Annotated in this window: 17 protein-coding genes; 5 read left to right on the top strand and 12 right to left on the bottom strand. The window is 65.7% G+C overall.

Going from position 1 to position 25,044, the window contains the following annotated elements; all coding sequences use genetic code 11:
* Positions 1-10: 10 nt before the first annotated feature.
* The 8 genes from MRBLST15_RS13550 to MRBLST15_RS13515 form a co-directional block, all read right to left on the bottom strand.
* Positions 11-3,268, bottom strand: coding sequence for a glycosyltransferase (locus tag MRBLST15_RS13550; protein WP_367786254.1), 3,258 nt, complete (start codon positions 3,266-3,268; stop codon positions 11-13).
* A complete protein-coding gene (locus tag MRBLST15_RS13545; RefSeq protein WP_367786252.1) occupies positions 3,265-4,626 on the bottom strand; it encodes an ABC transporter ATP-binding protein in 1,362 nt (453 codons plus the stop codon). The genes MRBLST15_RS13550 and MRBLST15_RS13545 overlap by 4 nt, the downstream gene beginning before the upstream one ends.
* Entirely contained in the window at positions 4,616-5,410 is a 795-nt protein-coding gene (locus MRBLST15_RS13540) for an ABC transporter permease (protein WP_265952546.1), read from the bottom strand. Before MRBLST15_RS13540 ends, MRBLST15_RS13545 begins: the two co-directional genes overlap by 11 nt.
* Position 5,411: 1 nt before the next feature.
* The gene (locus MRBLST15_RS13535) at positions 5,412-6,596 is read right to left on the bottom strand and encodes a cystathionine gamma-synthase (RefSeq protein WP_265952547.1); all 1,185 of its coding nucleotides are present in this window, start codon (positions 6,594-6,596) and stop codon (positions 5,412-5,414) included.
* 123 nt (positions 6,597-6,719) lie between these two features.
* Positions 6,720-8,090, bottom strand: a complete 1,371-nt coding sequence (locus MRBLST15_RS13530; RefSeq protein ID WP_265952549.1) for a pyridoxal-phosphate dependent enzyme — start codon at positions 8,088-8,090, stop codon at positions 6,720-6,722.
* 302 nt (positions 8,091-8,392) lie between these two features.
* A complete protein-coding gene (locus MRBLST15_RS13525) occupies positions 8,393-8,629 on the bottom strand; it encodes a YdcH family protein (protein WP_093818802.1) in 237 nt (78 codons plus the stop codon).
* Between the two features lie 323 nt (positions 8,630-8,952).
* The gene (locus tag MRBLST15_RS13520) at positions 8,953-9,837 is read right to left on the bottom strand and encodes a hypothetical protein (protein ID WP_265952550.1); all 885 of its coding nucleotides are present in this window, start codon (positions 9,835-9,837) and stop codon (positions 8,953-8,955) included.
* On the bottom strand, positions 9,834-10,199 hold the full coding sequence (locus tag MRBLST15_RS13515; RefSeq protein ID WP_089238584.1) for a DUF4398 domain-containing protein: 366 nt from the start codon (positions 10,197-10,199) through the stop codon (positions 9,834-9,836). Before MRBLST15_RS13515 ends, MRBLST15_RS13520 begins: the two co-directional genes overlap by 4 nt.
* A 121-nt stretch (positions 10,200-10,320) precedes the next feature.
* Here MRBLST15_RS13515 and MRBLST15_RS13510 point away from each other — a divergent pair, with 121 nt between their 5' ends.
* The 3 genes from MRBLST15_RS13510 (at position 10,321) to MRBLST15_RS13500 (ending at position 14,342) form a co-directional block, all read left to right on the top strand.
* Positions 10,321-11,448, top strand: a complete 1,128-nt coding sequence (locus MRBLST15_RS13510; RefSeq protein WP_312704379.1) for a PilT/PilU family type 4a pilus ATPase — start codon at positions 10,321-10,323, stop codon at positions 11,446-11,448.
* A gap of 130 nt (positions 11,449-11,578) precedes the next feature.
* Positions 11,579-12,862 (top strand): putative DNA modification/repair radical SAM protein, encoded by a 1,284-nt coding sequence (locus MRBLST15_RS13505; protein ID WP_367786249.1) that lies wholly within the window; start codon positions 11,579-11,581, stop codon positions 12,860-12,862.
* A complete protein-coding gene (locus MRBLST15_RS13500) occupies positions 12,843-14,342 on the top strand; it encodes a UdgX family uracil-DNA binding protein (protein ID WP_367786247.1) in 1,500 nt (499 codons plus the stop codon). Before MRBLST15_RS13505 ends, MRBLST15_RS13500 begins: the two co-directional genes overlap by 20 nt.
* 33 nt (positions 14,343-14,375) lie before the next feature.
* Here MRBLST15_RS13500 and maiA read toward each other — a convergent pair whose 3' ends face one another.
* The gene (maiA, locus tag MRBLST15_RS13495; protein WP_367786245.1) at positions 14,376-15,044 is read right to left on the bottom strand and encodes a maleylacetoacetate isomerase; all 669 of its coding nucleotides are present in this window, start codon (positions 15,042-15,044) and stop codon (positions 14,376-14,378) included.
* 14 nt (positions 15,045-15,058) lie between these two features.
* Entirely contained in the window at positions 15,059-16,048 is a 990-nt protein-coding gene (locus MRBLST15_RS13490; RefSeq protein ID WP_312704383.1) for a fumarylacetoacetate hydrolase family protein, read from the bottom strand.
* A gap of 980 nt (positions 16,049-17,028) precedes the next feature.
* Here MRBLST15_RS13490 and MRBLST15_RS13485 point away from each other — a divergent pair.
* Complete coding sequence (locus tag MRBLST15_RS13485; RefSeq protein ID WP_265954594.1) at positions 17,029-18,450, top strand: DEAD/DEAH box helicase; 1,422 nt, start codon at positions 17,029-17,031, stop codon at positions 18,448-18,450.
* A gap of 556 nt (positions 18,451-19,006) precedes the next feature.
* On the opposite strand, the gene MRBLST15_RS13480 is transcribed toward MRBLST15_RS13485, so the two are convergent.
* A complete protein-coding gene (locus tag MRBLST15_RS13480; RefSeq protein ID WP_367786242.1) occupies positions 19,007-21,601 on the bottom strand; it encodes a M14 family zinc carboxypeptidase in 2,595 nt (864 codons plus the stop codon).
* Between the two features lie 64 nt (positions 21,602-21,665).
* The gene (locus MRBLST15_RS13475; RefSeq protein ID WP_367786240.1) at positions 21,666-24,305 is read right to left on the bottom strand and encodes a TonB-dependent receptor plug domain-containing protein; all 2,640 of its coding nucleotides are present in this window, start codon (positions 24,303-24,305) and stop codon (positions 21,666-21,668) included.
* 195 nt (positions 24,306-24,500) lie between these two features.
* On the opposite strand from MRBLST15_RS13475, the gene queD reads away from it, so the two are divergent.
* Positions 24,501-24,863 carry a 6-carboxytetrahydropterin synthase QueD gene (gene queD / locus MRBLST15_RS13470; protein WP_100554652.1) on the top strand — a complete coding sequence of 121 codons (363 nt, stop codon included), beginning with the start codon at positions 24,501-24,503 and terminating at the stop codon, positions 24,861-24,863.
* The last annotated feature ends 181 nt before the right edge of the window (positions 24,864-25,044 follow it).

Below are 25,044 nucleotides of genomic sequence, written 5' to 3'. Positions count from 1 at the left end.
GGCCTGCTCCTTAATTCGCATTCGGTGTATTGGCGCGCACGCGTTCGCGGCGCGCGTCGACGTCGGCATAGGGGGTCGGGTCGACGTCGTGACTGACGATGTTCCACAGCGCCTTCTCCGAGAACGTCTCGCGGGCGAAATCCTGCGCGCGCGCGGATACCTCCAGCCAATGCGCGTCATCATCAAGCAGGCGCAGCACGCGGTCGGCGAAGCTCTGCGCATCCTCGGCCACGGCAATGAATTCCGACGCAGCCGCCAGGCCCTGCGCGCCTGCCGGCGAGGTCACCAGCGGCACGCCGAAGCGCATCGCCTCGACCACCTTGCCCTTCATCCCCGCACCAAATCGCAGCGGCGCAACAACTGCCCGGGCGTGCGCGTAGTACATCTCCAGTTCTTCATCGGTGACGTAGCCCGGCACGTGGATGGTGTCACTGGCCAAAGCCTGCACTTCCGGCTTGGGATTGGAGCCCACCAGGCTGACCTTGATATCCGGCTTGTGGGCACGGATCAGCGGCAGCACCTGTTCGACAAACCACAACGCGGCATCCACGTTCGGGTCGTGGGCGAAGCCGGCAACGAACAACAGACCGCTGCGCCGATGCAGACCCTCGGCATCGACCGTCGGGAAGCGGTCGAAGGCATACACCGGAATGGTGAAGTTCTTCGCGCGTACGCCGTCACGACCTTCCATCCAGCGCGCAACGTGCGCGGTTTCAAGCTCGGAAGGATAGTAGATCGTATCCACTTTGCTCCACAGCGATTCCTCCAGCACCTGCATGGTGTCGCGCTGGGTGGACAGGACGGGATCGTGGGCGAGCTTGAGCTGCTCGGTCATCCGCTGGTAGTGCACGTCATGGCCGTAATACAGCAGCGTAGCGCGCGTGTGCCGGCGCAGTGCATCGACGTACTTGGCCGAGACATGCGGACGGCTGAGCAGCACGTAGTCGATGCAACCGCCATGGGCCGCGATCCAGCTGCTGAAGTTCTCCACGTGTTCCGGGCCGTAGATCGCTTCCACGCCCATCTGCTGCAGGCGTGGGGTATAGACCGGATCGTGCCAGAGGTTGTCGGACCAGAATTTCACGCTCATTCCGTGCTTCTGGAACAGGCCGATGAACTGGTCCATGGTGCGCGAGCCGGCGTCGCGATCCGGCTGCGGCACGTAGTGGTCGATCACCAGGACCGTCTTGCGCAGCTGTGAACGGTCGCGCGCCAGGAAGGGCAGTTCGGCGTTGGCGAAGTGCTCCTGCACAAGGGTGTCCTGCCAGCGCTCACGCAGTTTCTTCTGGTTGGCCACCTGGTAGGCCTTGATGCCGGTGGACACGTCGGTGCCGTGGGAAACACCCTCGTAATGCACCACCATCGACTCAGGCTGGTAATAGACCTTGTAGCCCGCCGCGCGCACGCGGAAGGCCAGGTCGGTATCTTCGCAGTAGGCCGGCAGGTAGTGCGGATCGAAGCACCCCAGGGCATCCAGCAGGGACTTCGGCAACAGGATGGCCGCGCCGGAAATGTAGTCCGCCTCATGCACGTAGTTGAACTCGGACGCCGCCGGATTCTGCAGCCGGCCCACGTTCCACGCCGTGGCGTCATCCCAGACGATGCCACCGGCTTCCTGCAGCCGGCCATCGGGGTAGACCAGCTTGGAGCCGGCCATGCCCGCATCGGGGTAGTTCTTGAACACCTCCAGCAACGCATCGAGCCAGCCATCGGTGACTTCGGTATCGTTGTTGAGGAAACAGACATAGCGGCCGCGCGCCAGGGTTGCGGCGTTGTTGCAGGAAAGCAGGAAGCCAAGGTTCTTTTCGTTCTCGTGGTAACGCAGGCCCTGGACCTCGCGCAGCCGACCGATGTCGGCGTCACCGGAGGCATCCTCGGCAACGATCACCTCGAACGAGGCCCGGGTCGCGGCGCGCGACAGCGAGCGCACGCAGGCCAGGCTGATCGGCAGGTTGCCGTAAGTCGGCACGATCACCGACACCAGCGGCGCGTCCACCTTCGGCAGTTTTGTAGTTGCCAGGCAGACGTCGATGTTGGCCTTTACGTACTCCAGGCCCAGCCCTTCCAGCTGCTTGACCGGAGCAAAACTGCGCTTGACCAGGAAGCGCCGGACCGGGCGCACCAGTGGCGCCAGCAGCGGCATGCGGGCCAGGCCAGTGGCGCGCAGCGAGTTGGCTACGCCAGTCCAGTCGCCGCGCACCACGCGCGAAAGGAAACGCAGCGGTTTGGTGATGCGCCAGGAACTGGAGCGCAGCAGGGCCGCGGTCATCGCCTGGCTGGCATCGTTGTCGGCCCGCAGGCGATCCACCTGCGCCTGCAACTGGCTGCGCGCGTGGTCACCGACAATGGCGTCGGCGAGCAGTTCGCGCAGTTCAGCTGCGTTTTCCAGATGCTGCGCGATCTCACCGCGCAGCGCTTCGCGCTGACCGGCTGCCTGCTCGAGCTCCCCGTTCAGCGAGGCGACGTGACTGCGCAGCGCATTGATCTCGCTGTCCTGCGCCTGGGCCCAGCGCGCCACTTCGTGGTGATGGTTGTACAGATCTTCCTGCTCGGCCAGAAGCAGCGAAGCCGGTGTTGCCGGCAGCAGGGACGGATCGGCAGCGGCCACGGCGATGTAATAGACCGGATCCGGCAACACGGCAACGCGGTGTTCAATGGCCTGGCCACCGTCGGTGATGGCCGTGTAGTCGCCCGCGACCGTGCCTTCCAGCGGGGTGATGGTCGACCCCACCGACATCCGGTGACCGACGATCCGCACCGCCGGGAACTGCGTGTTGAGCAGCGCGACGAACTGGTCCAGGTACAACTCTTTGACGTGGTACTCGTTGTGGTAGCCAGCCTTGTCGGAGTAGACCTCCTTGTTCGGCGAGGACATCACCAGCACGCCACCGGGACGCAGCACGCGGCGGATTTCGGCCAGCATCTGCTCCTGTTCCAGCAAATGCTCGACGGTCTCGAAGGAGACCACCACGTCCACGCAGTCCTCGGGCAGCGGCACCAGTGCGGCCGAGCCCTGCAGGTACTGCAGGTTGGCGCGGTCGGCGTACTTCGCGGCGGCATGCGCGACGGCATCGGCGGAAATGTCGATGCCGCGCACCGAGCGCGCCTGACCGGCCAGCATCGCGCTGCCATAGCCTTCGCCGCTGGCCAGATCCAGCACGTCCTTGCCGGCCACGATGGGAAGGCACCAGGCGTAGCGATGCAGGTGCTCCTGGCGGATCACGCCCTGCTCGCTGGGAACGAAGCGCTCGCCAGTGAACTCGATCATTTCTTCTCCTTGGAAAGCTCGATGGCCAGCATGGGCAGGCCGACCAGCCCGTATCGCATCGTCTCGTCGGTCGCGCGGAACTCCAGCGCGTCGTGGATCCAATGCTGCTGGGTGTGGTCGTGCTGGTCGCCGGAGGCCACCGCTGCATCGACCATGTAGGAACCTGACGGCATCACCGGCATGCGGAACAGGAAGCTGGCCGAGACCCGCTCGCCGGGCTCGCCCGAGACCGGGGCATGCTGCCAGGCCAGGAAGGTGTTGTCGCCGAACAGGCGCTGGCCCAGGCGGTCCTTGACGTAGAAGCCGAGGATCAGGTTCTGCAGCGACTGCGTCAGCTCCACGGTGATGTCCAGCCGCACCAGCTCGCCGCCGGCCAGCAGGCCGACCGATTGACCGTGCTCATCCAGCAGCTGCACCTGGACGATGCGCGCGCCCTGCGCGCCGAATTCCTGGCCGACGTTGTCCGGGTCGAATTCGAAGGTCTGGATGCGGTTGCTCCAGCCTGCCTCCTGACGCGCCTGCGCACGCACGTCCGGGGCATCGCCGACCGGCCGCCGCACACGCTTCTCGCCGACCACCACGTTGGCATCGCCGGCATCGCGGCGCCCCACGGCGTGCTGCTCGGTCATGTACGCCTCGATCACCTCCTGGGAGGTGCCGACCAGGCGCATCTGGCCGTTCTGCAGCCAGACCGCGTTCTCGCACAGGTTGGTCACGGCGGCGGCATCGTGACTGACAAACAGCAGCGTGCCGTTCTTCTGGAACTCACGCAGGAAGCGCATGCACTTCTGCGAGAAGAACGCATCGCCCACCGCCAGCGCTTCGTCGATGATCAGGATGTCGGCGTCGACATGGGCGATCACCGCGAAGGCCAGGCGTACCGACATGCCGCTGGAATAGCTACGTACCGGCTGGTCGATGAATTCACCGATGTCGGCGAAGGCCAGGATACTCTCCATGCGCTGTTCGATCTGCGCGCGTGACAGGCCCAGGATGGTCGCGTTGAGGTAGACGTTCTCGCGACCGGTGAATTCCGGATTGAAGCCGCTGCCCAGTTCCAGCAACGCGGCCACCCGCCCCTTCACCGAGATGCTGCCTTCGGTGGGGTTCAAGGTGCCGGCGATCATCTGCAGCAGGGTGGACTTGCCCGAGCCGTTGCGGCCGACGATGCCCACGGTCTGGCCGCGGCGGATCGAGAAACTCACGCCGCGCAGCGCCCAGAAATCCTTGTAGTACGACTTGCGCTTGCCGGCCAGCGCCTGCCACAGGCGGTGCGAGGGCCGTTCGTACATGTGGTACGACTTGCCGACGCCGTTGACCTCGATGACGGTATCTGCGACGACGGCTTCAGAGGACATCGGCAAACCCCACGCGCAGCTTGGTGAAAACGCGGTGGCCGATCACGGCCACCACGCAGGCGATCAACGTGTAGATGGCCAGCCCGGTCCAGTCCGGCAGGCGGCCCCAGATCACCACTTCACGCACCTGGTTGATGATGAAGGTCAGCGGATTGAGCTCGAACACGATGCGATAGCTGGCCGGCACCGATTCGACCGGAATGATCGCCGAGGACAGGAACAGCATCGCCGCGGCGATGACGCCGGCGATCTGGCCGATGTCGCGCAGGTACACGCCCAGCGCCGATGCCATCCAGCCGATGCCGGCGGTGAGGATCACCAGCGGGATCAGTACGATCGGCAGCAGCACGGCGGTGGGATGGATGCTGCCCTTCACGCACAGGTACAGCAGCAGCAGCACCACCATGTTCATGACCAGGTGGAACAACGCCGACAGCGTCATGCTCCACACCAGGATGTCCAGCGGGAACACCACGCGCTTGACGTAGCTGGTGTTGCTCACGATCAGCTGCGGGGCGCGGGTGAAGCACTCGGCGAAAAAGCCGTGCACGGTCAGGCCGGCGAACAGGATCAGCGCGAAGTCGGTGGTCGAGCCCGACGAGCCTGGCCAGCGCCCTTTCATGATGAAGCCAAAGGCCATGGTGTATACCAGCAGCATCAGGAACGGACTGATCAGCGACCACAACAGGCCGAAACTCGCGCCGCGATACCGGCCCAGCACTTCGCGCTGTGTCAGTTCGAAGGCCAGCGAGCGGTTCTTGCCGAAGACGGAAAGAATGCCCATCTCAGCGGACCTCGGCACCCAGTGCCTCTTCCAGATCCACCTGCAGATCCCCCAGATCCTCCACACCCACGCTCAGCCGCACCAGCGCATCGCTGATGCCCAGCTGCTCGCGGCGTGCCACCGGGATCGAGGCATGGGTCATCACCGCCGGGTGGTTCACCAGGCTTTCCACGCCGCCCAGCGACTCGGCCAGGGTGAACAGTTCGGTCTTCTCGCAGAAGCGCTTGGCGGCTTCGAAGCCGCCCTTCAGCACGATTGAGACGATGCCGCCGTAGCCGGACATCTGCTTGCCCGCCAGCTCATGCTGCGGGTGCGAGGGCAGGCCCGGGTAGATCACCTTGTCCACCGCCGGGTGCTTTTCCAGCCACTGTGCCAGCGCCATCGCGTTGGCGCAGTGCGCTTTCATGCGCAGCGGCAGGGTCTTCAGGCCACGCAGTGCGAGGAAGCTGTCGAACGGGCCCTGCACGCCACCCACCGAGTTCTGCAGGAAGGCCATCTGCTCGGCCAGTTCGGCGTTGTCGCCGACCACGACCATGCCACCGACCATGTCCGAGTGACCATTGAGGTACTTGGTGGCCGAGTGCAGCACCAGGTCCGCGCCCAGCTCCAGCGGACGCTGCAGCATCGGCGAGGCGAAGGTGTTGTCGACCACCACGATCAGGCCATGGCGCTTGGCGATGGCGGCGACCGCGGCGATGTCCACGATCTTCAGCATCGGGTTGGTCGGGGTTTCGATCCAGACCATCTTCGTCTTCGGCGTGATGGACGCTTCGAACGCTGCCAGATCAGTCAGGTCGACAAAGCTGAAGTCCAGTGCGGCGGTGCGGCGGCGCACACGCTCGAACAGGCGGAAGCTGCCGCCGTAGATGTCGTCCATCGCCACCACGTGGCTGCCGGCATCCAGCAGTTCGATCACCGTCGAGCTGGCGGCCATGCCCGAAGCAAAGGCGAAGCCGCGGGTGCCGCCTTCCAGCGAGGCCACGCAGCGCTCGTAGGCGAAGCGGGTCGGGTTGTGGGTACGCGAGTACTCAAAGCCCTGATGCTCGCCCGGGCTGGACTGCGCATAGGTCGAGGTGGCGTAGATCGGCGGCATCACCGCGCCGGTGCTCGGGTCGGGCGACTGGCCGCCATGGATGGCCAGGGTGGCCAGCGCGAGCGCGCGGTCCGGGGAAGAAGCGTGGGACATGTCGTTTCCTGAATGGCGCCGATGACCGGCGCCGTCGAAGGAGCGGGAGTCTATCAGCGCGGCCTTAACAGCCTTTGACGCGGATAAACCGGGATTCAGCGGTGATCTGCGGCGATAAACGCCTTACTGAACGCGCCGACGCAGATAGTTCAGCAGGTCGATGCGGGTGATCAGGCCCAGGAAGGCATTGCCATCCATCACGATGGCCACCTGGCCACGGTCGAACACCGGCAGCAGGGCCTCGATGGGCGACTTCACATCCAGGCGATCCAGCTTGCTGACCATGGCGGTGGCCACCGGGTCGCGGAAGCGTGCTTCATCGCCGTACACATGCAGCAGCACGTCGCTTTCATCGACGATGCCGACCAGCTGCTCACCATCCATCACCGGCAGCTGCGACACGTCATACAGCTTCATGCGCTGGTAGGCGGTGGTCAGCAGGTCGTTCGGACCGATCACGACAGTGTCGCGCTGGCCATACGGGCGCAGGATCAGGTCGCGCAGGTCGCCGTGCTGCGGGCGCTCAAGGAAGCCGTTGTCCAGCATCCAGTAGTCGTTGTACATCTTCGACAGGTACTTGTTGCCGGTATCGCAGACCAGCACCAGCACCTTCTTCGGCGTGGTCTGCGCCTTGCAGTACTTCAGCGCCGCCGCCAGCAGGGTGCCGGTGGAGGAACCGCCAAGGATGCCCTCCTTGGCCAGCAGCTCGCGCGCGGTGTGGAAGCTCTCGGCGTCGGTGATGGCATAGGCCTGCTTCACCCGGCTGAAATCGGAGATCGAGGGCAGGAAGTCCTCGCCGATGCCTTCCACCAGCCAGCTGCCCGACTTGTCGTTGAGCACGCCGTCATTGATGTACTCGGCCAGGATCGAGCCGACCGGATCGGCCAGCACCAGCTCGGTCTTCGGCGACAGCGTGGCGAAGGCACGCGACAGGCCGGTCATGGTGCCGGAGCTGCCGCAGCCGAACACGATGGCATCCAGATCGCCGCCCATCTGCTCGAGGATCTCCGGGCCGGTGCCGAATTCATGCGCGGCCGGGTTGTCCGGGTTGCCGAACTGGTTGATGAAATACGCGCCCGGGGTCTGCTCGGCGATGGTCTTGGCCAGGTCCTGGTAGTACTCCGGGTGCCCCTTGGCCACGTCCGAGCGGGTCAGGCGCACTTCGGCGCCCATCGCCTTCAGGTTGAAGATCTTCTCCCGGCTCATCTTGTCCGGAACCACCAGGATCAGCTTGTAGCCCTTCTGCTGGGCCACCAGTGCCAGGCCCAGGCCGGTATTGCCGGCGGTGCCTTCGACCAGGGTGGCGCCAGGCTTCAGGTCGCCGCGCTTCTCTGCCGCCTCGATCATCGACAGGCCGATGCGATCCTTGATCGATCCGCCGGGGTTGGCGCTTTCGAGCTTCAGGTAGAGCTCGCAGACGCCGGCATCCAGGTGCTGGGCCTTGACGATCGGGGTCTGGCCGATGAGTTCGAGGACGGAAGAATGGATGGGCATTCGGGGGACTTCGGTTCGCGCCACGCAGGGCCGGACCGGTGATTATCCGACGGATGGCGACGAAAGTCAGGCCAGTTCGATCGCTGGGCGGCGGTCCGCGGAAAAAGGGATGCGGACGGCCCCGGATCGACGAGGAGACCGGTACCGCCCGCATCGGGGGACGTGCCTGCAGGGCCAAGGCACCACCGCGTGTGGTGCCTTGGCGCGACGCCTGCGTTCAGCGGCGCCGCGTTGCCAGGTCAGGTGTGCCTGGCGGGGCCATCGATGGCCGGGTCATGCCATTCCGGGCACGACAGGGTGCGTCAATGCGTGGGGGACGACGCTGCGAGCGGTGTTTCGTACATTCGCAGAAGGCGTTGCTTGGCCAGCAGCTTCTCGCGCTTCATTCGACCCAGGGTGACATCATCGATCGGGAGTACACCCAACTCCGCATCCATGCACTTCTTGTTCAACTTGCGGTGCTGGTCATGGAGTGCCCGGAACTCCGGATCGCGCGCGCGACGGGCGTCGATCTCGCTCTGGGGCTGATCTTCAAACATGATGGACCTCCTTCGACAGATACACGAACGCCCCGGCCGCAAGGCACGGGGCGTTGTTCATGGAGGAGTGCCGGTCGATGCCCACCTGGGTGCCCACAACGACGTGCGGCACTGGCCTGCGCACGTCGATCTGCTGCGGTTCGCGCCCTGCTTGCATCGGCCCGGCCCTCCCATCGTCCGGTCCGCGTTATTGCGTCCCGGACAATTGACCCTACGCTTGCTCTGGACGGGGTTCAAGCCCCTGCGGCAAAAAGACCGAACCCCGCCGAGGCGGGGTTCAGGCTGAATACTCAACACAACGAAAAACAAACAATATCAAGCAATTACGGGGCGATGACGACCTCGGCCGAGCGGGCCCGGGTGGACGCCGCCTTCTTGCCCGCGACCTGGATCCGGCTGCTGGCAACGCCGGCCGAGACCAGCGCATCGCGCAGTGCCTCGGCCCGCTTCTGGCCTACGCCATTGGCACTGTCGTAGGCCTCGATGCGGATCCTGCCCTTCTTGCCGATGTTCACGTACTCGGCCAGCGCCTTGGCCTGGTTGCGGGCGCCACCGGACAGGCCGGAGGCCCCGGCAGCGAATGCGTCACCGGCGAAGGTGAAGACCTCGCCGCGGCCATCGAACTTCGAGCCCGGCAGCTTCTGCCCCGAGACCAGCTCGGCTTCCTCGCGGGCCAGCTTGGCCGCGTTCTGCTGGGCGGAGCTGAGGCGCTGCTGCTGCTTGCCAGCCACGCTGGTCAGGGCGTTCTCGGCATCCTGGCGGGCCAGGGTCTCGGCCTCGGCCGCCTGGCGCAGGCGTTCGGCCTCTTCTGCCTGCATCTGCGCCTGCATGCGCAGCTGCTCGGCTTCCTGGCGGGCGCGGGCGGCATCGCGGCGGCTGGCCTCGATCAGCAGGTCGCTGCGGGTGCGTTCCAGGCGGTCCACCTCGCGCGCGGCCAGTGCAGCCCGTACGGCGGTCTCGGCGATCTCGACCCGGCGCTCGGCCAGGTAGGTGGCCAGTTCCTGGTCGCGGCGCTTGGCCTTCTCCAGGGTGGCGATGGCCTGCTGCGCCTGCATGCGCTCGAAGGCACCCAGCTCGGCGGTGTCCGGATTGGCCTGGATCGCCATCAGGCGCTGGCTCAGCTGGCCGACCATCGGGTTATCAGCGGCCAGGGCCAGCGCCGGCAGGGCCAGCAGCGTGGCCAGGGTCAGGGCGGAGATCGTCTTCATCGGCGGTCCTCCCCGGTCGACAACTGGCGTTGCAGCTGGTTGACCTCATTGCGGCGCAGCTGCAGCTGTGCGGTCGCCGTGGCTTCCTCGCTGCGGGCACGGGCCAGATCGGCGTCAACGGCAGCACGCAGGGCCATGGCCGGCGCGTTCTTGCGCTCGCGGCGGTCACCTGCGGCACGCTGGGCCTGCTCCAGTCCCTGGCGGGCCAGCCCGATCAGGTCCGGGGCGTACTGGTCGGCATCGGCCTGGGTGGCTTTATCCACCGCCTGCCGGGCCTGCGCCAGTTCCAACGCGCCGTCCTGCGCCCAGGCGGGGGCAGAGAGTGCGAATGCAAACGCCATCACATACAGGCTGTGGCGCATTCGTGCGAAGCTAAGTCGTTTCATTGGGGAGGCCGTACCGGTTGTCGGTTCGCGGCCATTGTCGTCAAGCCGGTACCGTGCTTGCAACGGGCACCGGCAGTTTCGTTGGGGAAAATTCGCGATGGATATCGGCTACTTCCTGAAGCTGATGACCGAAAAGAACGCTTCGGACATGTTCTTGACCACCGGCGCACCGGTCTACATCAAGATCGAGGGCAAGCTGTATCCGCTCGGCAATACCGGCCTGCCGCCGGGCATGGTGAAGAAGATCGCCTACTCGCTGATGGATGAAGGCCAGGTGCCCCAGTTCGAGCGCGAGCTGGAGCTCAACATGGCCATCGCCCTGGCCGATGCCGGGCGTTTCCGCGTCAACGTGTTCAAGCAGCGCGGTGAAGTGGGCATGGTCATCCGCGCCATCCGCAGCCGGATTCCGAGCATCGAAGAGCTCAACCTGCCGCAGGTGCTGAAGGACGTCATCATGACCCCGCGCGGGCTGGTGCTGGTGGTGGGGTCCACCGGCTCGGGCAAATCCACCTCGTTGGCGTCGATGATCGATCACCGCAACAGCACCACCACCGGCCACATCCTCACCATCGAGGACCCGATCGAGTACCTGCACAAGCACAAGATGTCGATCGTCAACCAGCGCGAGGTCGGGCTCGATACCCACACCTTCCACGACGCGCTGAAGAATGCGATGCGTGAAGCACCGGACGTGATCCTGATCGGCGAGATCCTGGATGCCGAAACGATGGAGGCGGCAATCGCCTTCGCCGAAACCGGCCACCTGTGCCTGGCCACCCTGCACTCCAACAACGCCGACCAGACCATCGAGCGCATCCTCAACTTCTTCCCGGAAAGCGCGCACAAGAACGTGCTGATGAACCTGGCACTGAACCTGCGTGCGGTGGTCAGCCAGCGCCTGGTGAAGAACAAGGAGGGGCGCCGCCTGCCGGCCACCGAAGTGCTGATCAACACGCCGATGATCCGCGACCTGCTGCGCCGCGGCCAGGTGCACGAGATCAAGGCAGCAATGGAGGCCTCGCTGGAAGAAGGCATGGAAAGCTTCGACCAGTGCCTGTTCCGCCTGGCCAAGAACGGCACCATCGATCAGGAAGAGGCACTGCGTGCGGCCGACTCCCGCGATGGCCTGGCGCTGAAGTTCCGCCTGTCCGAAGGCGGCAGCGGCGAGCATGATCCGTATGCGGACTTCTCGGCGGCAGCCCCGTCGATCACGCACGGGTTCTGACGATATGCGCGCCGGGCATGGCCCGGCGCTACCACCACGCGTCCGGTAGCGCCGGACCACGCCCGGCGGAATCCTGAAGGGTTAAGAGACCGTCTCACCGATTGAGACGGCCCCTGCGTAGGTTTCCGCAATGGAAACCATCCGCAAGCTGGCGATTCTCGCCGATGCCGCCAAATACGACGCCTCCTGTGCCTCAAGTGGCGCGGGCAAGCGCGATTCGCGCGCCTCCGGCGGCATCGGCAGTACCGAAGGCATGGGCATCTGCCACAGCTACACGCCCGATGGCCGCTGCGTATCACTACTGAAGATCCTGCTGACCAACTTCTGTGTGTACGACTGCGCCTACTGCGTGAACCGGGTGTCCAGCAACGTGCCGCGCGCGCGTTTCAGCGTGGACGAGGTGGTCACGCTCACCCTGGACTTCTACAAGCGCAATTACATCGAGGGCCTGTTTCTTTCCAGCGGCATCATCCGCAATGCGGACTACACGATGGAACGCATGGTGGAGGTGGCACGACGGCTGCGCGAGGAGCATCGGTATGCCGGCTACATCCACCTGAAGACCATCCCCGAGGCATCGCCGGAGCTTCTGGCCGCTGCGGGTCGTTACGCCGACCGCCTGTCGATCAACGTTGAACTGCCCACCGAGGCGGGCCTGGCCACCCTCGCCCCGGAAAAGACCAGCACATCGATCCGCGGCGCGATGGGGGAGCTGCGCTGGCGCATCGAGGAGGCCAAAGAGGCCCGCAAGGCGCCGGCGGTAATCACACCGGTATCCAGCCGCAGCGCACGTCCCCGCCCGCCCCGCTTCGCACCGGCCGGGCAGAGCACACAGATGATCGTAGGTGCCGACGGTGCCAGCGACCAGCAGATCCTGACCAGCGCCGACAGCCTCTACGGCAACTACCGCATGCGCCGCGTGTACTACTCCGCCTTCAGCCCGATTCCCGATGCGAGCCGCCAGCTGCCGCTGCAACCGCCGCCGCTGCAGCGCGAGCACCGGCTGTACCAGGCCGACTGGCTGCTGCGCTTCTACGGCTACGGCGTGGAGGAGATCACCGACACCACCCAGGGCGGCATGCTGGATCTGGACATCGACCCGAAGATGGCCTGGGCGATCCGCCATCCCGAGCGCTTCCCGGTGGACCTGAACCTTGCACCGAAGGAGCTGCTGCTGCGGGTGCCCGGGCTGGGCGTGCGCAACGTCAAGCGCGTGCTGATGGCACGTCGCCACGGTCGCCTGCGGGTGGCGGACGTGGCCCGGCTGAAGGCGCCGATGAGCAAACTGCTGCCGTTCGTGCAACTGGCCGACCACCATCCGCGCAGCGCGCTGGACGATCCGGCAGCGCTGCGCGCGAAGCTGGCCCCACCGCCCCGCCAAGGCTCGCTGTTCGATGCCGCGCCCGCTGCCTGAGCTGCAGCGCTGGTCGCTGCGGGTCAACCCGCCGTGGTCACTGGACGCCTGGCGCAACGCAGCGCGGGAAGCGTTGCTGCGCGGCGTGCGTCCTGAACAGCTGGACTGGATCGCCGGTAGCGAGGCGTCATTGCTGGATGCGCCGGCGGTGCAGCAGGCGCCCTTGCCCGATGGTGCCACCGCACCGAACGTGCCACGCGACTTCGTGGAACTTGCCGCGACCTGCCTGTGCCATCGCGATCCGCAGCGACTGCCGCTGCTGTACCGCCTGCTGTGGCGCATCGCCCACGGCGAACGCACGGTGCTGTCCAATCCAGCCGATGCTGATGTGCTGCGTTTGATGGCGCTGGCGCAGGCGGTACGCCGCGATACGCACAAGATGAAAGCTTTCGTGCGCTTCCGTGAGGTGCCCGGCGAGACCGATGCGTTCATTGCCTGGTTCGAACCCGATCACAACATCGTCGACCGCGTTGCACCGTTCTTCGCCCGTCGTTTCGCCGGCATGCGCTGGGCGATCCTGACACCGGCGCGCAGCGTGCAATGGGATGGAAGCTCGCTATGGTTTGGCGATGGCGGCACCCGCCAGGATGCCCCCGCCGAAGATGCACGCGAGACCCTGTGGCAGACCTACTACGCCAGCATCTTCAATCCGGCCCGGCTCAACACGCGGATGATGCAGCAGGAAATGCCGACCCGTTACTGGAAGCACCTGCCCGAAGCGCAGCTGTTGCCTGGCCTTGTGCGCGATGCGGCCAACCGCGTGCAGGAGATGCACGATCGGCCGGCGCAGGCGCCGCAACGACGTATTCCAACGCGGCAGAACGGTGCAGCCAATGCCACTGCCGACGATGGCAGCCTGCAGGCGCTGCGCCAACAAGCGGCCGTGTGCCGACAGTGTCCATTGTGGGAAGCGTCCACCCAGACCGTGTTCGGCGAAGGTCGTGGCGATGCACGCATCATGCTGGTGGGTGAACAGCCCGGTGATGTCGAGGACCTGAGTGGTCGCCCCTTTGCGGGACCGGCGGGCAAGCTGCTGGACCGCGCGCTGCAGGAGCTGGGCATCGAGCGCAGCGCGCTGTACCTGACCAACGCGGTGAAGCATTTCCACCACGAGCGGCGCGGCAAGGTGCGCCTGCACAAGCGTCCTGAAAGCCGCCATGTGCATGCCTGCCGGCCGTGGCTGCAGGGCGAGATCGCACGGGTGAAACCGCAGGTGATCGTCTGCCTGGGCGCCACCGCTGCGACAGCGTTGTTCGGCAGCGGCTTCAACCTGATGCGCGACCGTGGCCGCTGGCACGTGCTGGACGATGGCACCCGAGGTTACGCCACCGTGCATCCGGCCTGGGTGCTGCGGCAGAAGGATGAAACGCGGGGCGAGGACGCCTACCGGTTGTTCCGTGAGGACCTGCGGCAGCTGCTGGCAGTCGATTCCGCGCCCGCCGGGCATGGCCCGGCGCTACCACGCGACGAAGACCGGTAGCGCTGGGCCATGCCCGGCGAGCGCAGTGGCACGTCAGGCGGCGTCGATCTGGTTTTCCGGGCGTGCGCTGGTGAATGCATCCAGCTGCTGGCAGGCAGCCTCGATCCGGCGGAGGATCGGGTACGGTGCCAGGTCCAGGCCGAAACGGTGCGCGTTGTACAGCTGCGGCAGCAGGCAGATGTCTGCCAGACCCGGGCGGTCACCGTGGCAGAAGGTACCGGTGTCAGCGCTGGAGGCCAGCATCGCCTCCATCGCCGCGAAACCCTCTGCCATCCAGTGCAGCGTCCATTGCGTGCGTGCATCGGCAGGCAACTGCAGGTCGCGCTCGAGGTACTGCATCACCCGCAGGTTGTTGATCGGGTGGATGTCGCAGGCCACCAGTTGCGCCAGCGCCCGCACCCGTGCGCGGCCAGCGGCATCGGCCGGCAGCAGCGGCACCTGCGGGAAGCGCTCTTCCAGATACTCCAGGATTGCCAGCGACTGGGTCAGCACGTGACCGTCGTGCAGCAGCGTGGGCACCAGCTGCTGCGGGTTGAGCCCGCGGTAGGCGTCATGGTGCTGCTCACCGCCCTCACGCACCAGGTGCACCGGCCGTGCTTCGAAGGCCAGGCCTTTCAATGCCAGGCCGATGCGCACGCGGTAGGCGGCGCTGGATCGCCAGTAGGTGTACAGCACGATGCCGTCGTCGACCGGAATCTCCATCGCCGCCTCCATGCTCAGGGCTTGGCCGCCTGTTCGATGCGCTGCTCGATCGCACCGAAGATGCTGTTGCCGGCGGCGTCGAGCATTTCGATGCGCACCACGTCGCCGAAGGACATGAACGGCGTGCTCGGCTTGCCGTCGCGCAGGGTTTCCACCACGCGCTGTTCGGCGAAGCACGAAGCGCCCTTGCTGGTGTCTTCGTTGGCGATGGTGCCCGAGCCGACGATGGTGCCGGCACTGAGCGGGCGCGTCTTCGCCGCGTGTGCGACCAGCTGGGCGAAGTTGAACTGCATGTCGACACCGGCTTCCGGCGCGCCGAACCATGCCCCGTTGATGTGGGTCAGCAACGGCAGGTGCACCTTGCTGTCCTGCCAGGCAGCGCCCAGCTCATCGGGGGTGACGAACACCGGCGACAACGCCGAGCGCGGCTTGGACTGCAGGAAACCGAAGCCCTTGGCCAGCTCGCCCGGGATCAGGTTGCGCAGCGAGACGTCGTTGACCAGGCCGATCAGCTGGATGTGGCCGGCGGCCTGCTCCGGGGTGGCCGCCATCGGCACGTCGTCGGTGATCACCACGATCTCTGCTTCCAGATCGATGCCGTAGTCCTCGCTGACCACCTTGACCGCGTCGCGCGGGCCATAGAAGCCGGCACTGGTGGCCTGGTACATCAGCGGATCGCTGTAGAAGCTCTCCGGCACCTCGGCGCCCCGGGCGCGACGGACGCGCTCGACGTGCGGCAGATAGGCGCTGCCATCGACGAATTCATAGGCGCGCGGCATCGGCGCGGCCAGGGCCTGCGGGTCCAGGTCGAACACGCCATCGGCGTCACCGGCATTGAGCGACTCATACAGCGCATTCAGACGCGGGGCCAGATGACTCCAGTCCTCCAGGGCCAACTGCAGGGTGGCGGCGATGCCGGTGGCGCGCACGCCGTGGCGCAGGTCACGCGAGACGACGATCAGGGTGCCGTCGCGGCCGCCTTCCTTCAAGGAACCAAGCTTCATGGGTGGGTATCCGGAGTCGTGGGCAAACAAGTTTCAAGTGTAATCAAATATACGACGCAGCCAAGCTGCAGCGCGGCATCGCCTCACCCTACCGTAGTGGGGGGTGTCAGGCAGGGCTGCGCCCTGCACCTGCAGATGCCGGAGCCAAAGCCAAAGCAACGGCCGGAGCAACGGCAACAGCCGGCTCTGGGCTTTCTGTGGGTTGGGCGGGGCGGTGTGGGCCTGCAGGACACGCCGTGAACCCATCCATGGGGGCTCGATGGCGCCATCCATGGCGCCAACGGTCCTGCAGGCCCACACCGCCCCACCCTCGACAGTTTCCCGACCACGGTTGGTAGATCCACGCCATGCGTGGATGGATCTCCATCGAAATCGAATATTTCGACAATTGAACGTAGATCTACGCATAGCGTGGATCACCGTGTTGACCAAGGTCGACACACACACCAAGCGCAGGCCATGCCATCCCGGCAGATTGCGGAGATCTGTCGAAGGCAGGGTGGGTCCGGTTGCGGGGGCGTGAGCGCCATGGATGGCGCGACCGAGCTTACAGGGACGTACTTGCAGCGTCCCCCGCAACCGGACCCACCCTGCCATCCCACGGAATGCCGGCTTTTGCCGTTGCTTTTGCCGTTGCCGTTGCCGTTGCTGTTGCCTTGGCCTCGGCGGGTGCAGGGCGCAGCCCTGCCGGAAAACCCCAACCTGAACAGCCTGTTTTGCGTGAGGTCTCATCCTTCCGCTAGACTATGCGGGTCTGCAGCGGCCGTCCGTTTCCCTCCGGGATCGCCGGCGACAGGGGTCCGCCCCATCGCCCGCCCCCACTCCGACGCCGTTCGTCACGCATTCCAGCCTGCGCTTCGCGTTGGCTGCACCCAATTCTCGCAGCGCGGTTCACGGGAACGCTCCGAGTCAGCCGATCAGTTTGATCTGCCCCCGTCTGTCCGTTCGGACAGGCGTTAACTGTACTTGGAGCAATCTCGATGTCTTTTGAATCCCTGGGCCTTGCGCCCTTCCTGCTGCGTGCGCTCGCCGAGCAGGGCTACGAAACCCCGACCCCGATCCAGCAGCAGGCGATCCCGCTGGTGCTGGCCGGCCGCGACCTGCTGGCCGGCGCACAGACCGGCACCGGCAAGACCGCCGCGTTCGGCCTGCCGCTGCTGCAGCACCTGGGCACCGCTTCGCAGGAAGTGCGCACCGGCCCGCGCAAGCCGCGCGCGCTGATCCTGGCACCGACCCGCGAACTGGCCACCCAGGTGCATGACAGCCTGCGCGGTTACAGCAAGTACCTCCGCATCCCCAGCGCCTGCATCTATGGCGGCGTTGGTATGGGCAACCAGCTCGACATCCTGCGTCGCGGCGTGGACCTGCTGGTGGCCTGCCCGGGCCGCCTGATCGATCACCTGGAGCGTCGCAGCATCGACCTGTCCGGCATTGAACTGCTGGTGCTGGACGAAGCCGACCGCATGCTGGACATGGGCTTCCTGCCCTCGATCAAGCGCATCCTGGCCAAGCTGCCCAAGCAGAACCGCCAGACCCTGCTGTTCTCGGCCACCTTCGAGGACAACATCCGCCAGTTGGCGCTGGAGTTCATGCGCAACCCGGAACAGATCCAGGTGACGCCGAAGAACACCGTGGCCGAGACCATCACCCACAAGGTGCATCCGGTCGATGGCAGCCGCAAGCGCGACCTGCTGCTGCACCTGCTGGCGCAGGACAGCCGCGAGCAGACCCTGGTGTTTGCCCGCACCAAGCACGGCAGCGACAAGCTGGCCGCGTTCCTGGAAAAGTCCGGCATCAAGACTGCGGCGATCCACGGCAACAAGAGCCAGGGCCAGCGCCTGCGTGCGCTGGGCGACTTCAAGGCCGGCCGTGTCACCGTGCTGGTGGCCACCGACATCGCTGCGCGCGGTATCGACATCAACGAGCTGCCGAAGGTGATCAACTTCGATCTGCCGATGGTGGCCGAAGACTACGTGCACCGCATTGGCCGTACCGGCCGCAACGGTGCGACCGGCGAAGCGATTTCGCTGGTGGCGCAGGATGAAGTGAAGCTGCTGCGCGCGATCGTGCGCCTGCTCGGCCGTGACATGGACATCCGCGATGTGCCGGGCTTCGAGCTGCAGGTGCCGATCCGCTGGGGCAACAGTGCTCCGGGCAAGGCCGAGGCCGATACCGGCGAGCGCGTGCCGCGCAAGACCCACGCGCGCCGTCCGCACGGCGATGCGCCGCGTCATGCACATGCAGGCCCGAAGAAGGCCGGCGGTGGCCGCCGCGAGGGCGCTGGCAACGGCCAGCAGCGCGCGGGCGCAGGTGCCGGTCAGGGCCAGCGTCGCGGTGGCGGTGCCAATACGGGTGGCGGTCGTGGCCGTGGCCAGGGTGGCGGCGGCGGTCGCGCCAGCTGATTCCAGCTGACAGGGATGGCGTCTCCCGCTGCGCGGGGGCTGCTTATCGGGGGACGACGCTGACGCGTCGTCCCTTTTTTATTGCTGGCTGTCGGGTGGTTTGAGAGCTGGCGGTGTGCTGCGTCGAGGGCGGATGGGCGTAGGGGCCGCGCAAAACACGCCGTGAACCCATCCATGGGGGCTCGATCGGCGCATCCATGCGCCTCACGGTTTTGCACGGCCCCTACGCCCATCCACTTCAATCATTACCAGCGCCTTCTTGTCCCGCCGGGTAGCCGGGAGAAGAAGGATCAAATTCAAATTCAAATTCAAATTCAAATTCAAATTCAAATTCAAAGACAAAAGCCGGAATTCCAGCTTTTGCTTTTTGCTTTTGCTCCCGCTCTGGGTTTGATGCGTCCGCGCCCGCAGGAAACTGTCATGGGAGGCAGGGGGCCTCAGGCAGGACCGTTGGCGCCATGGATGGCGCCATCGAGCCCCCATGGATGGGTTTACGGCGTGTCCTGACTGAGGCCCCCTGCCTCCCAAGCTCAATAGCAACTCGGCGCCGAACGCCTCAACCCCGCGCTTTCGCCGGATTCACCAGATTCCCAAAGAAGATCGCATTGATCAGCAACCGGTCTGTGCCATGCCAGTACTTGCGATGCGCCGGATCATCCGCAAACAGGATCACGTTGCCCTGCCCCTGCGCCGACACCAGCAGCCACGCACTGCCGGCCACGCGACTGCGGTTGCGCTCGGACAGATACCCGTTCACCCGCGGCGTGTCGTCGATCCGCACCACCGTGGAAAATCCGTTCGCGCTCGGCTGCAGGATGACCGTGTTCTCCTTGTTGATCGCCAGTTGCCGGCGCGGCACGCCGAATCCCAACGGGTGGCTGGGATCGACATCGGCGCTGAGGATGTTGCCGCTGACACGCTCGATGGCGGCGATATCGCGCTGGTCACCGAATGCGCGGCGCGCGGTGTCTGCGGCTTCCTCGTCCTTGCCCAGCTTCTCGCCGTCGGCGAGCTTCTGTTCGATCGCCCACTTCGAAGCGCTGCCATAGGTCACCAGTGATCCACCGGCCTGGATCCAGCGCTTCAATGCCGCTACCGCGGTTGCATCGATGCCCGTGTAGGTTCCGCCGGAGAGCACGATGGTGGTGTAGCGGTCCAGCGATGCCTTGCCCAGCTGCTGCGGGTCCAGCTTGCTGGCCGGCAAGCGCAGCTGCTGGTCGAGCAGGAACCAGGCCGAACCGATTTCGGTGGCTGCCACGCCCTCGCCCATCACCAGCGCCACGGCTGGCTTGCGCAGTGCCTTGACGCCATCACTGCCAAGGTCGATGCCATCGCGGCTGCGGCCACTGGACAGCGCATGCACCTGCACGCCGGCTGCCCGCGCAGCGGCGGCGACCGCTTCCTGCAGCGCCGCGCCCTGCAACGGCTGCGCGGCGACCGGTACCACGATGCTGCCACCGGCAAAGGCCACGTCACCCTGTGCGGTGCTGGCGGTGAACGGCTGGAAGGTGGCACGCGTGGACAAGCCCTTGGCCTGCAGGCCGGCCAGTGCCCGGCCCGCGTTGTAGTCGCGCCAGTCGATTACATAAGCGAAGCCCGCTTCACCACCGATCACTCCGCCCTGTACCGCGGGAACCTCGAGCACGCGGGCGCCGCCGTCGATGCGGCTGCGGCTACCGGCAGAGGCCACGCCGTAGGCCGGGGCGATCGCATAGCTGGTGCTGCCGTAGAACACGTCGCCCTTGATCGGCGGGGTCTCGGCGAAGATCGAATGGACCAGGCGGAACTGCGCCTGCTGCACCGGTACCACGTAGGCACTGCCTGGTTCGAAACGCTGGCCATCCACGGTGACGGCGCGATCCAGCGCATGCACTTCAATCCTGTGCAGCAACAGCAGTTCCAGCAGGCGTCGGGTCAATGCCGGATCAAGCGCGTCGCCGAACACGAAGCTCTTCACCGGCTGCTGCGCGGCCTGCTTCAGCGCGCTCTGGAAGAACTGCTTCTGCAGGTCGAACAGGGCGCTGCGCTCGGTCACCGCACCGCGCACCGTGCCCAGGCCGGTGGCAACCTGGTTGCGGATGGTGAACGGGAACGTCAGCAGGCCATTCACCGATTCCTGCACGCGACCACGCGAGCTGGCCTGTTCGACGGTGACACCGACCGCGCCGTGGAAGTCCGGATAGGTCGAGCCGTACACGGGCGAGAAATTGTCGAAGTTCTCGCCGGTGTAGTACAGCGAACCCAGCGCATCGAGTGCCTGGGCGTGGTACTTGGCCAGGGTCTTGTTGAACTCGTACGACGCTGCCGGGATCAACGGACTGTGCATGCTCTTCGGCGATGGCTCGAAGTAGTACGTGCTGTCCTTGCCCATCTCGTGGAAGTCGATCTGCACGTTCGGGTACCACTGGTGGAACTGCGCTACCTTCGGTCGCGAATCCTGCTGGGTCAGCGCCAGCCAATCGCGGTTGAGATCGGTGAAGTAGTGGTTGGTGCGGCCCTGCGGGAACGGTTCGACGTGCTCCTTGTCGGCCGGGTCGGCCGAGGCCGGATCTGACGTCCAGGCGTTGTGCCAGTTGGCGGCGCGGTCGCGGCCATCGGGATTCTGCGCTGGGTCGAACAGCACCACCGCCTGCTGCAGCCACTGCTGCGTTTCCGCGCTGCGGTTGGCCACCAGGTAGTACGCGGTCAGCATCGCCGCTTCGCCGCTGGAGGTCTCGTTGCCGTGCACGCTGTAGCCCAGCCACACCACCACCGGGCTGTCACCGGCGGCGCTGCGCGGCTGTGCCGGATCGACCAGGGTCGCGTGCTGCTGGCGGATCTGTTCCAGCCGCGCGTGGTTGCCTGCAGCGGTGACCGTGGCAATCAGCAGCGGGCGGCCCTCGTAACTGCGACCGATCTCGCGCACGCTGATCCTGTCCGAGTGCTTGGCCAGCTCCTGGAAGTAAGCCACCAGCTGGTCGTGGCGGGTGTAACGGCTGCCGATCGGATAGCCGAGGAACTGCTCCGGCGTGGGAATGGCGGTATCGAAAGCCGCTGCATCGGTGGTCTGCGGGAAGAAATAGGCGCTCTGCGCATGCACCGCAGGCGCCAGCGATACGGCGGCGGCGACGGCGAGCAACAGCGGAAAAACAGCACGGCGGTGGAAGGACACGGTGACTCCCCTGGAACATGGCAACACGACCGGCCACACGGGGTGGCCGGCCGCGGCGGGTGGATCAGAAGCGGTAATCGAAGCCCAGCGTGAAGTAGCGGCCACGCAGGTCGTACTGGCTGAAGTCGTACGGCGCGCGGATGCCCGGGAACGAGGCGTCGTACGGCGGCGTCTTGTCACCCAGGTTCTGCACCTTGGCATACACGGTCAGGTTCTCGATGCCGGTGTAGCCCAGGTACAGATCGAACTGGTTGTAGGCGTCGACGCGGCTCTGCACCGCGGCAGCGGCGGTGCTGGCCTTCTGGTCGTAGCCACTGGTGTAGTACCAGGTCACCGCAGCGGTGTAGTCGCTGTATTTCCAGTCCAGGGTGGTGGTGGCCTTGTTCTTCGGCAGGGTGGCGCCGAGGTTGCTGCCGGCATAGTCCACCAACGGGCCACCGACCACGGTCGGGCGCCGGTAGTCGCGCACGTGGGTGTAGGCCGAGGTCACGGTGAAGTCACCGAAGGCGGTGGTCGGGATGCGCTGGCGCAGCTCGACGTCGATGCCCGAAGTCTTCAGCTCGCTCAGGTTCTGGTAGCGGTTGTAGACCGCCTGCAGCTTGCCACGCTCATCGCGCTGCACGGCACCAGCCACGTTGTCGTTGACCAGGGTCTGGGTGTTGTTGGTACCGACCAGGTTGTCCAGCTGGATGCGGTAGTAGTCGATACTAAGGTTGGTGTTCGCCCACGGCGACAGCACCACGCCGAAGTTCACGCTCTTGGTGCGCTCCGGCTTCAGGTCGCTGTTGCCGACGGTGAAGAAGGTCGGGTTCTGCCGCGAGCCCGGCACGTCCGGATCACGCGGATCGACCACGCTGCCGTAGGCGATGCTGGTGCTGTTGGAGTTCTCCGACAGCGACGGCGCACGGAAGCCCTTCGACGCGGACGCACGCACCAGCAGGAAATCCAGCGGCTGCCAGCGCAGGCCGAGCTTGGGCGAGAACGCGTCGCCAAAATCATCGTAATGATCGGCGCGCGCGGCGGCGGACAATTCCAGGGTCGAAGCCAGCGGCACGTTGACCTCGGCATAGGCGGCGCTGACCTTGCGCTCGCCGTGCACCTCGGCAATCGCCGGGCGCACCTGCAGGCCGGCATCGATCTGCCACGGGTTGTTCGAATCAAGCTTCTCGCGGCGCCATTCGGCACCGGCAGCGAAACCGATGTCACCGGCCCAGGTGTGGCCGAGGCTGCCGGAGATCTTCGCGTCGATGCCCTGCAGCACCGACTCGGCCGGACGCAGGGTGGCGATGTTGATCGAATCGCGTACCGACTGCGGCGTCGCCGCCGGGTTCAGCAGGTTGTAGCTGCCGGTCGCCAACGCATTGGCCAGCGCCCAGCGGTTGGCGAAGCCGCCGGAGACGGTTTCGCGCTCGCTGCTGCGCGCACCGAATGCAGCCACTTCCCAGTCCCACTTCTCGGTGTTGCCACGCAGCCCGAACACGCCGCGGTAGGCGGTGGAGCGGTTGGTCTTGATGGTGCCGCCGAGGTCGAAGAAGGTGTATTCGATCGGGATCGCGCGGCCGTACGGGTTGTACGGGTTGCTGGCCGGCAGGTTGGACGACACCGGCTCAGCCAGGCCGGTTTGCGCGTTCAATGCGAAGCGACCGCTTTCCAGGGTGAAGAAGGGGCTGCTGCCGAACCACGCAGCGCTCTTGATCTGGCTGTACAGCACTTCGCCGAACGCTTCGACGTTGTCGCCAAGGCGGAAGGTGCCGTTGGCGTAGGCCTGGTAGCGCTTGGTCGAGGGAATCAGGGTGGTGAACGGCGCCTGGTTGAAGCCGCAGGTGTCACCGGCCAGACCGTCGATCGGCGCGCTGGCCACGCGCGTGGTGCCGGTGGGGCAGTTGCCGTTGGCATCGAGCATCGGCACGGAGGTGCCATTGACCAGATAGCGTGCGCCCTTGGCCGACCAGCCGTTCCAGCGGCCGCCGGGCTGGTCGCTGTAGATGCCGCTCTTGGTCAGGTTGCGCTCGTCCTGGTCCAGTCGCTCGCGGTTGTAGGCCTGCAGGCTGAAGAGGATGTTGTAGCCGTCCTTGTCGATGTCGCCCAGACCGCCGACGAACTTCAGGTTCTGCTCGTGCAGGCCGCCCTGGTCGGCGCCACCGAAGCTGCCGCCGATCTCGGCGCCTTCGAAGTTCTGCCGGGTGATGATGTTGACCACGCCGGCCACCGCATCGCTGCCGTACACCGCGGATGCACCGTCCTTGAGCACTTCGATGCGTTCGACGGCCACCAGTGGCAGCGCGTTGAGATCGACGAAGGTGTCCGACAGGCCGCCGGCCGGGAAGCCGTAGTTGGCCAGGCGCCGGCCGTTGAGCAGCACCAGCGTGTTCTTCTGCGAGAGACCACGCAGGCCGATGCCGGCCGAGCCCGACGCCCAACCGTTGTTGGTGGTCTCGTTGCTGGCGTTGCCGGTGTTGGCCGAGATCGAGCGCAGCACATCGGCCACGGTGGCCTTGCCGGTCTGTTCCAGCTGCTGGCGGCCGATCACCTGCACAGGGTTGGAGGCTTCGGTATCGGCGCGTTTGATGTTGGAGCCGGTGACACGCACGGCAGCCAGCGTGCTGGCTTCGCCGCTGGCGTCGGCGGTGGTTTCGGCGGCGGCAGACAAAGGCGCGGCCAGAGCGACGGCCAGGGCCGCCACGAGCAGGGTGTGCTGGGGCATGACGATGTGGGGGAGGTAGTGGAAGGACGAGGTAAGTTCCGCAGTAATCCATGCCTGGCCGGGGCGCGGCCAATAACATCTCTTCATACGGATATAAGAGAAACTATCATCTCTTCATCCGGATGGAAAGTATTTCTTCACGAAAGGACAACGCGGGACCGGGCTGATCGAGCGCCTGCGGCGTACAATCACGACATGGAAATCTTCAAAGTCTTCATGCTCGAGGCGGCGCACCGCCTCCCCAACGTGCCGCCGGGGCACAAATGCGCGCGCCTGCACGGCCACTCCTTCCGGGTGGAACTGAAGGTGGAGGGCGAGCCGGGTGCGCAGACCGGGTGGATCATGGATTTCGGCGATGTGAAGGCGGCTTTCCAGCCGATCTACGACCGCCTGGACCACCACTACCTCAATGACATCCCCGGCCTGGAGAACCCGACCAGCGAGAATCTGGCGGTGTGGATCTGGAACGAGCTCAAGCCCGTCCTGCCGGCATTGAGCGAGATCACGGTGCACGAAACCTGCACCTCGGGCTGCCGCTACCGCGGCCCTGCTGCCTGATCAACCCATTGATCCGAAAGGAATCCAGGCGCCGGAAACGGCGCCTTCGTATTTTTTGTTGCATTGCCGCATGATCGGCGTATGCTGCATTGCATCAACGCAAATGCACGGCGGATGCGACTGGCAACAGCCACTGGCGCGACGCCCACGCTCATTGCATGGGTCCCTCCCCCCATGCAAT

Source organism: Stenotrophomonas sp. LST15-1-1.1, assembly GCF_040815575.1.
GTDB classification, from domain to species: Bacteria; Pseudomonadota; Gammaproteobacteria; order Xanthomonadales; family Xanthomonadaceae; genus Stenotrophomonas; species Stenotrophomonas lactitubi_B.
Note: the sequence above shows the minus strand (reverse complement) of the source record. Positions and strands in the feature narration are given on the sequence as shown.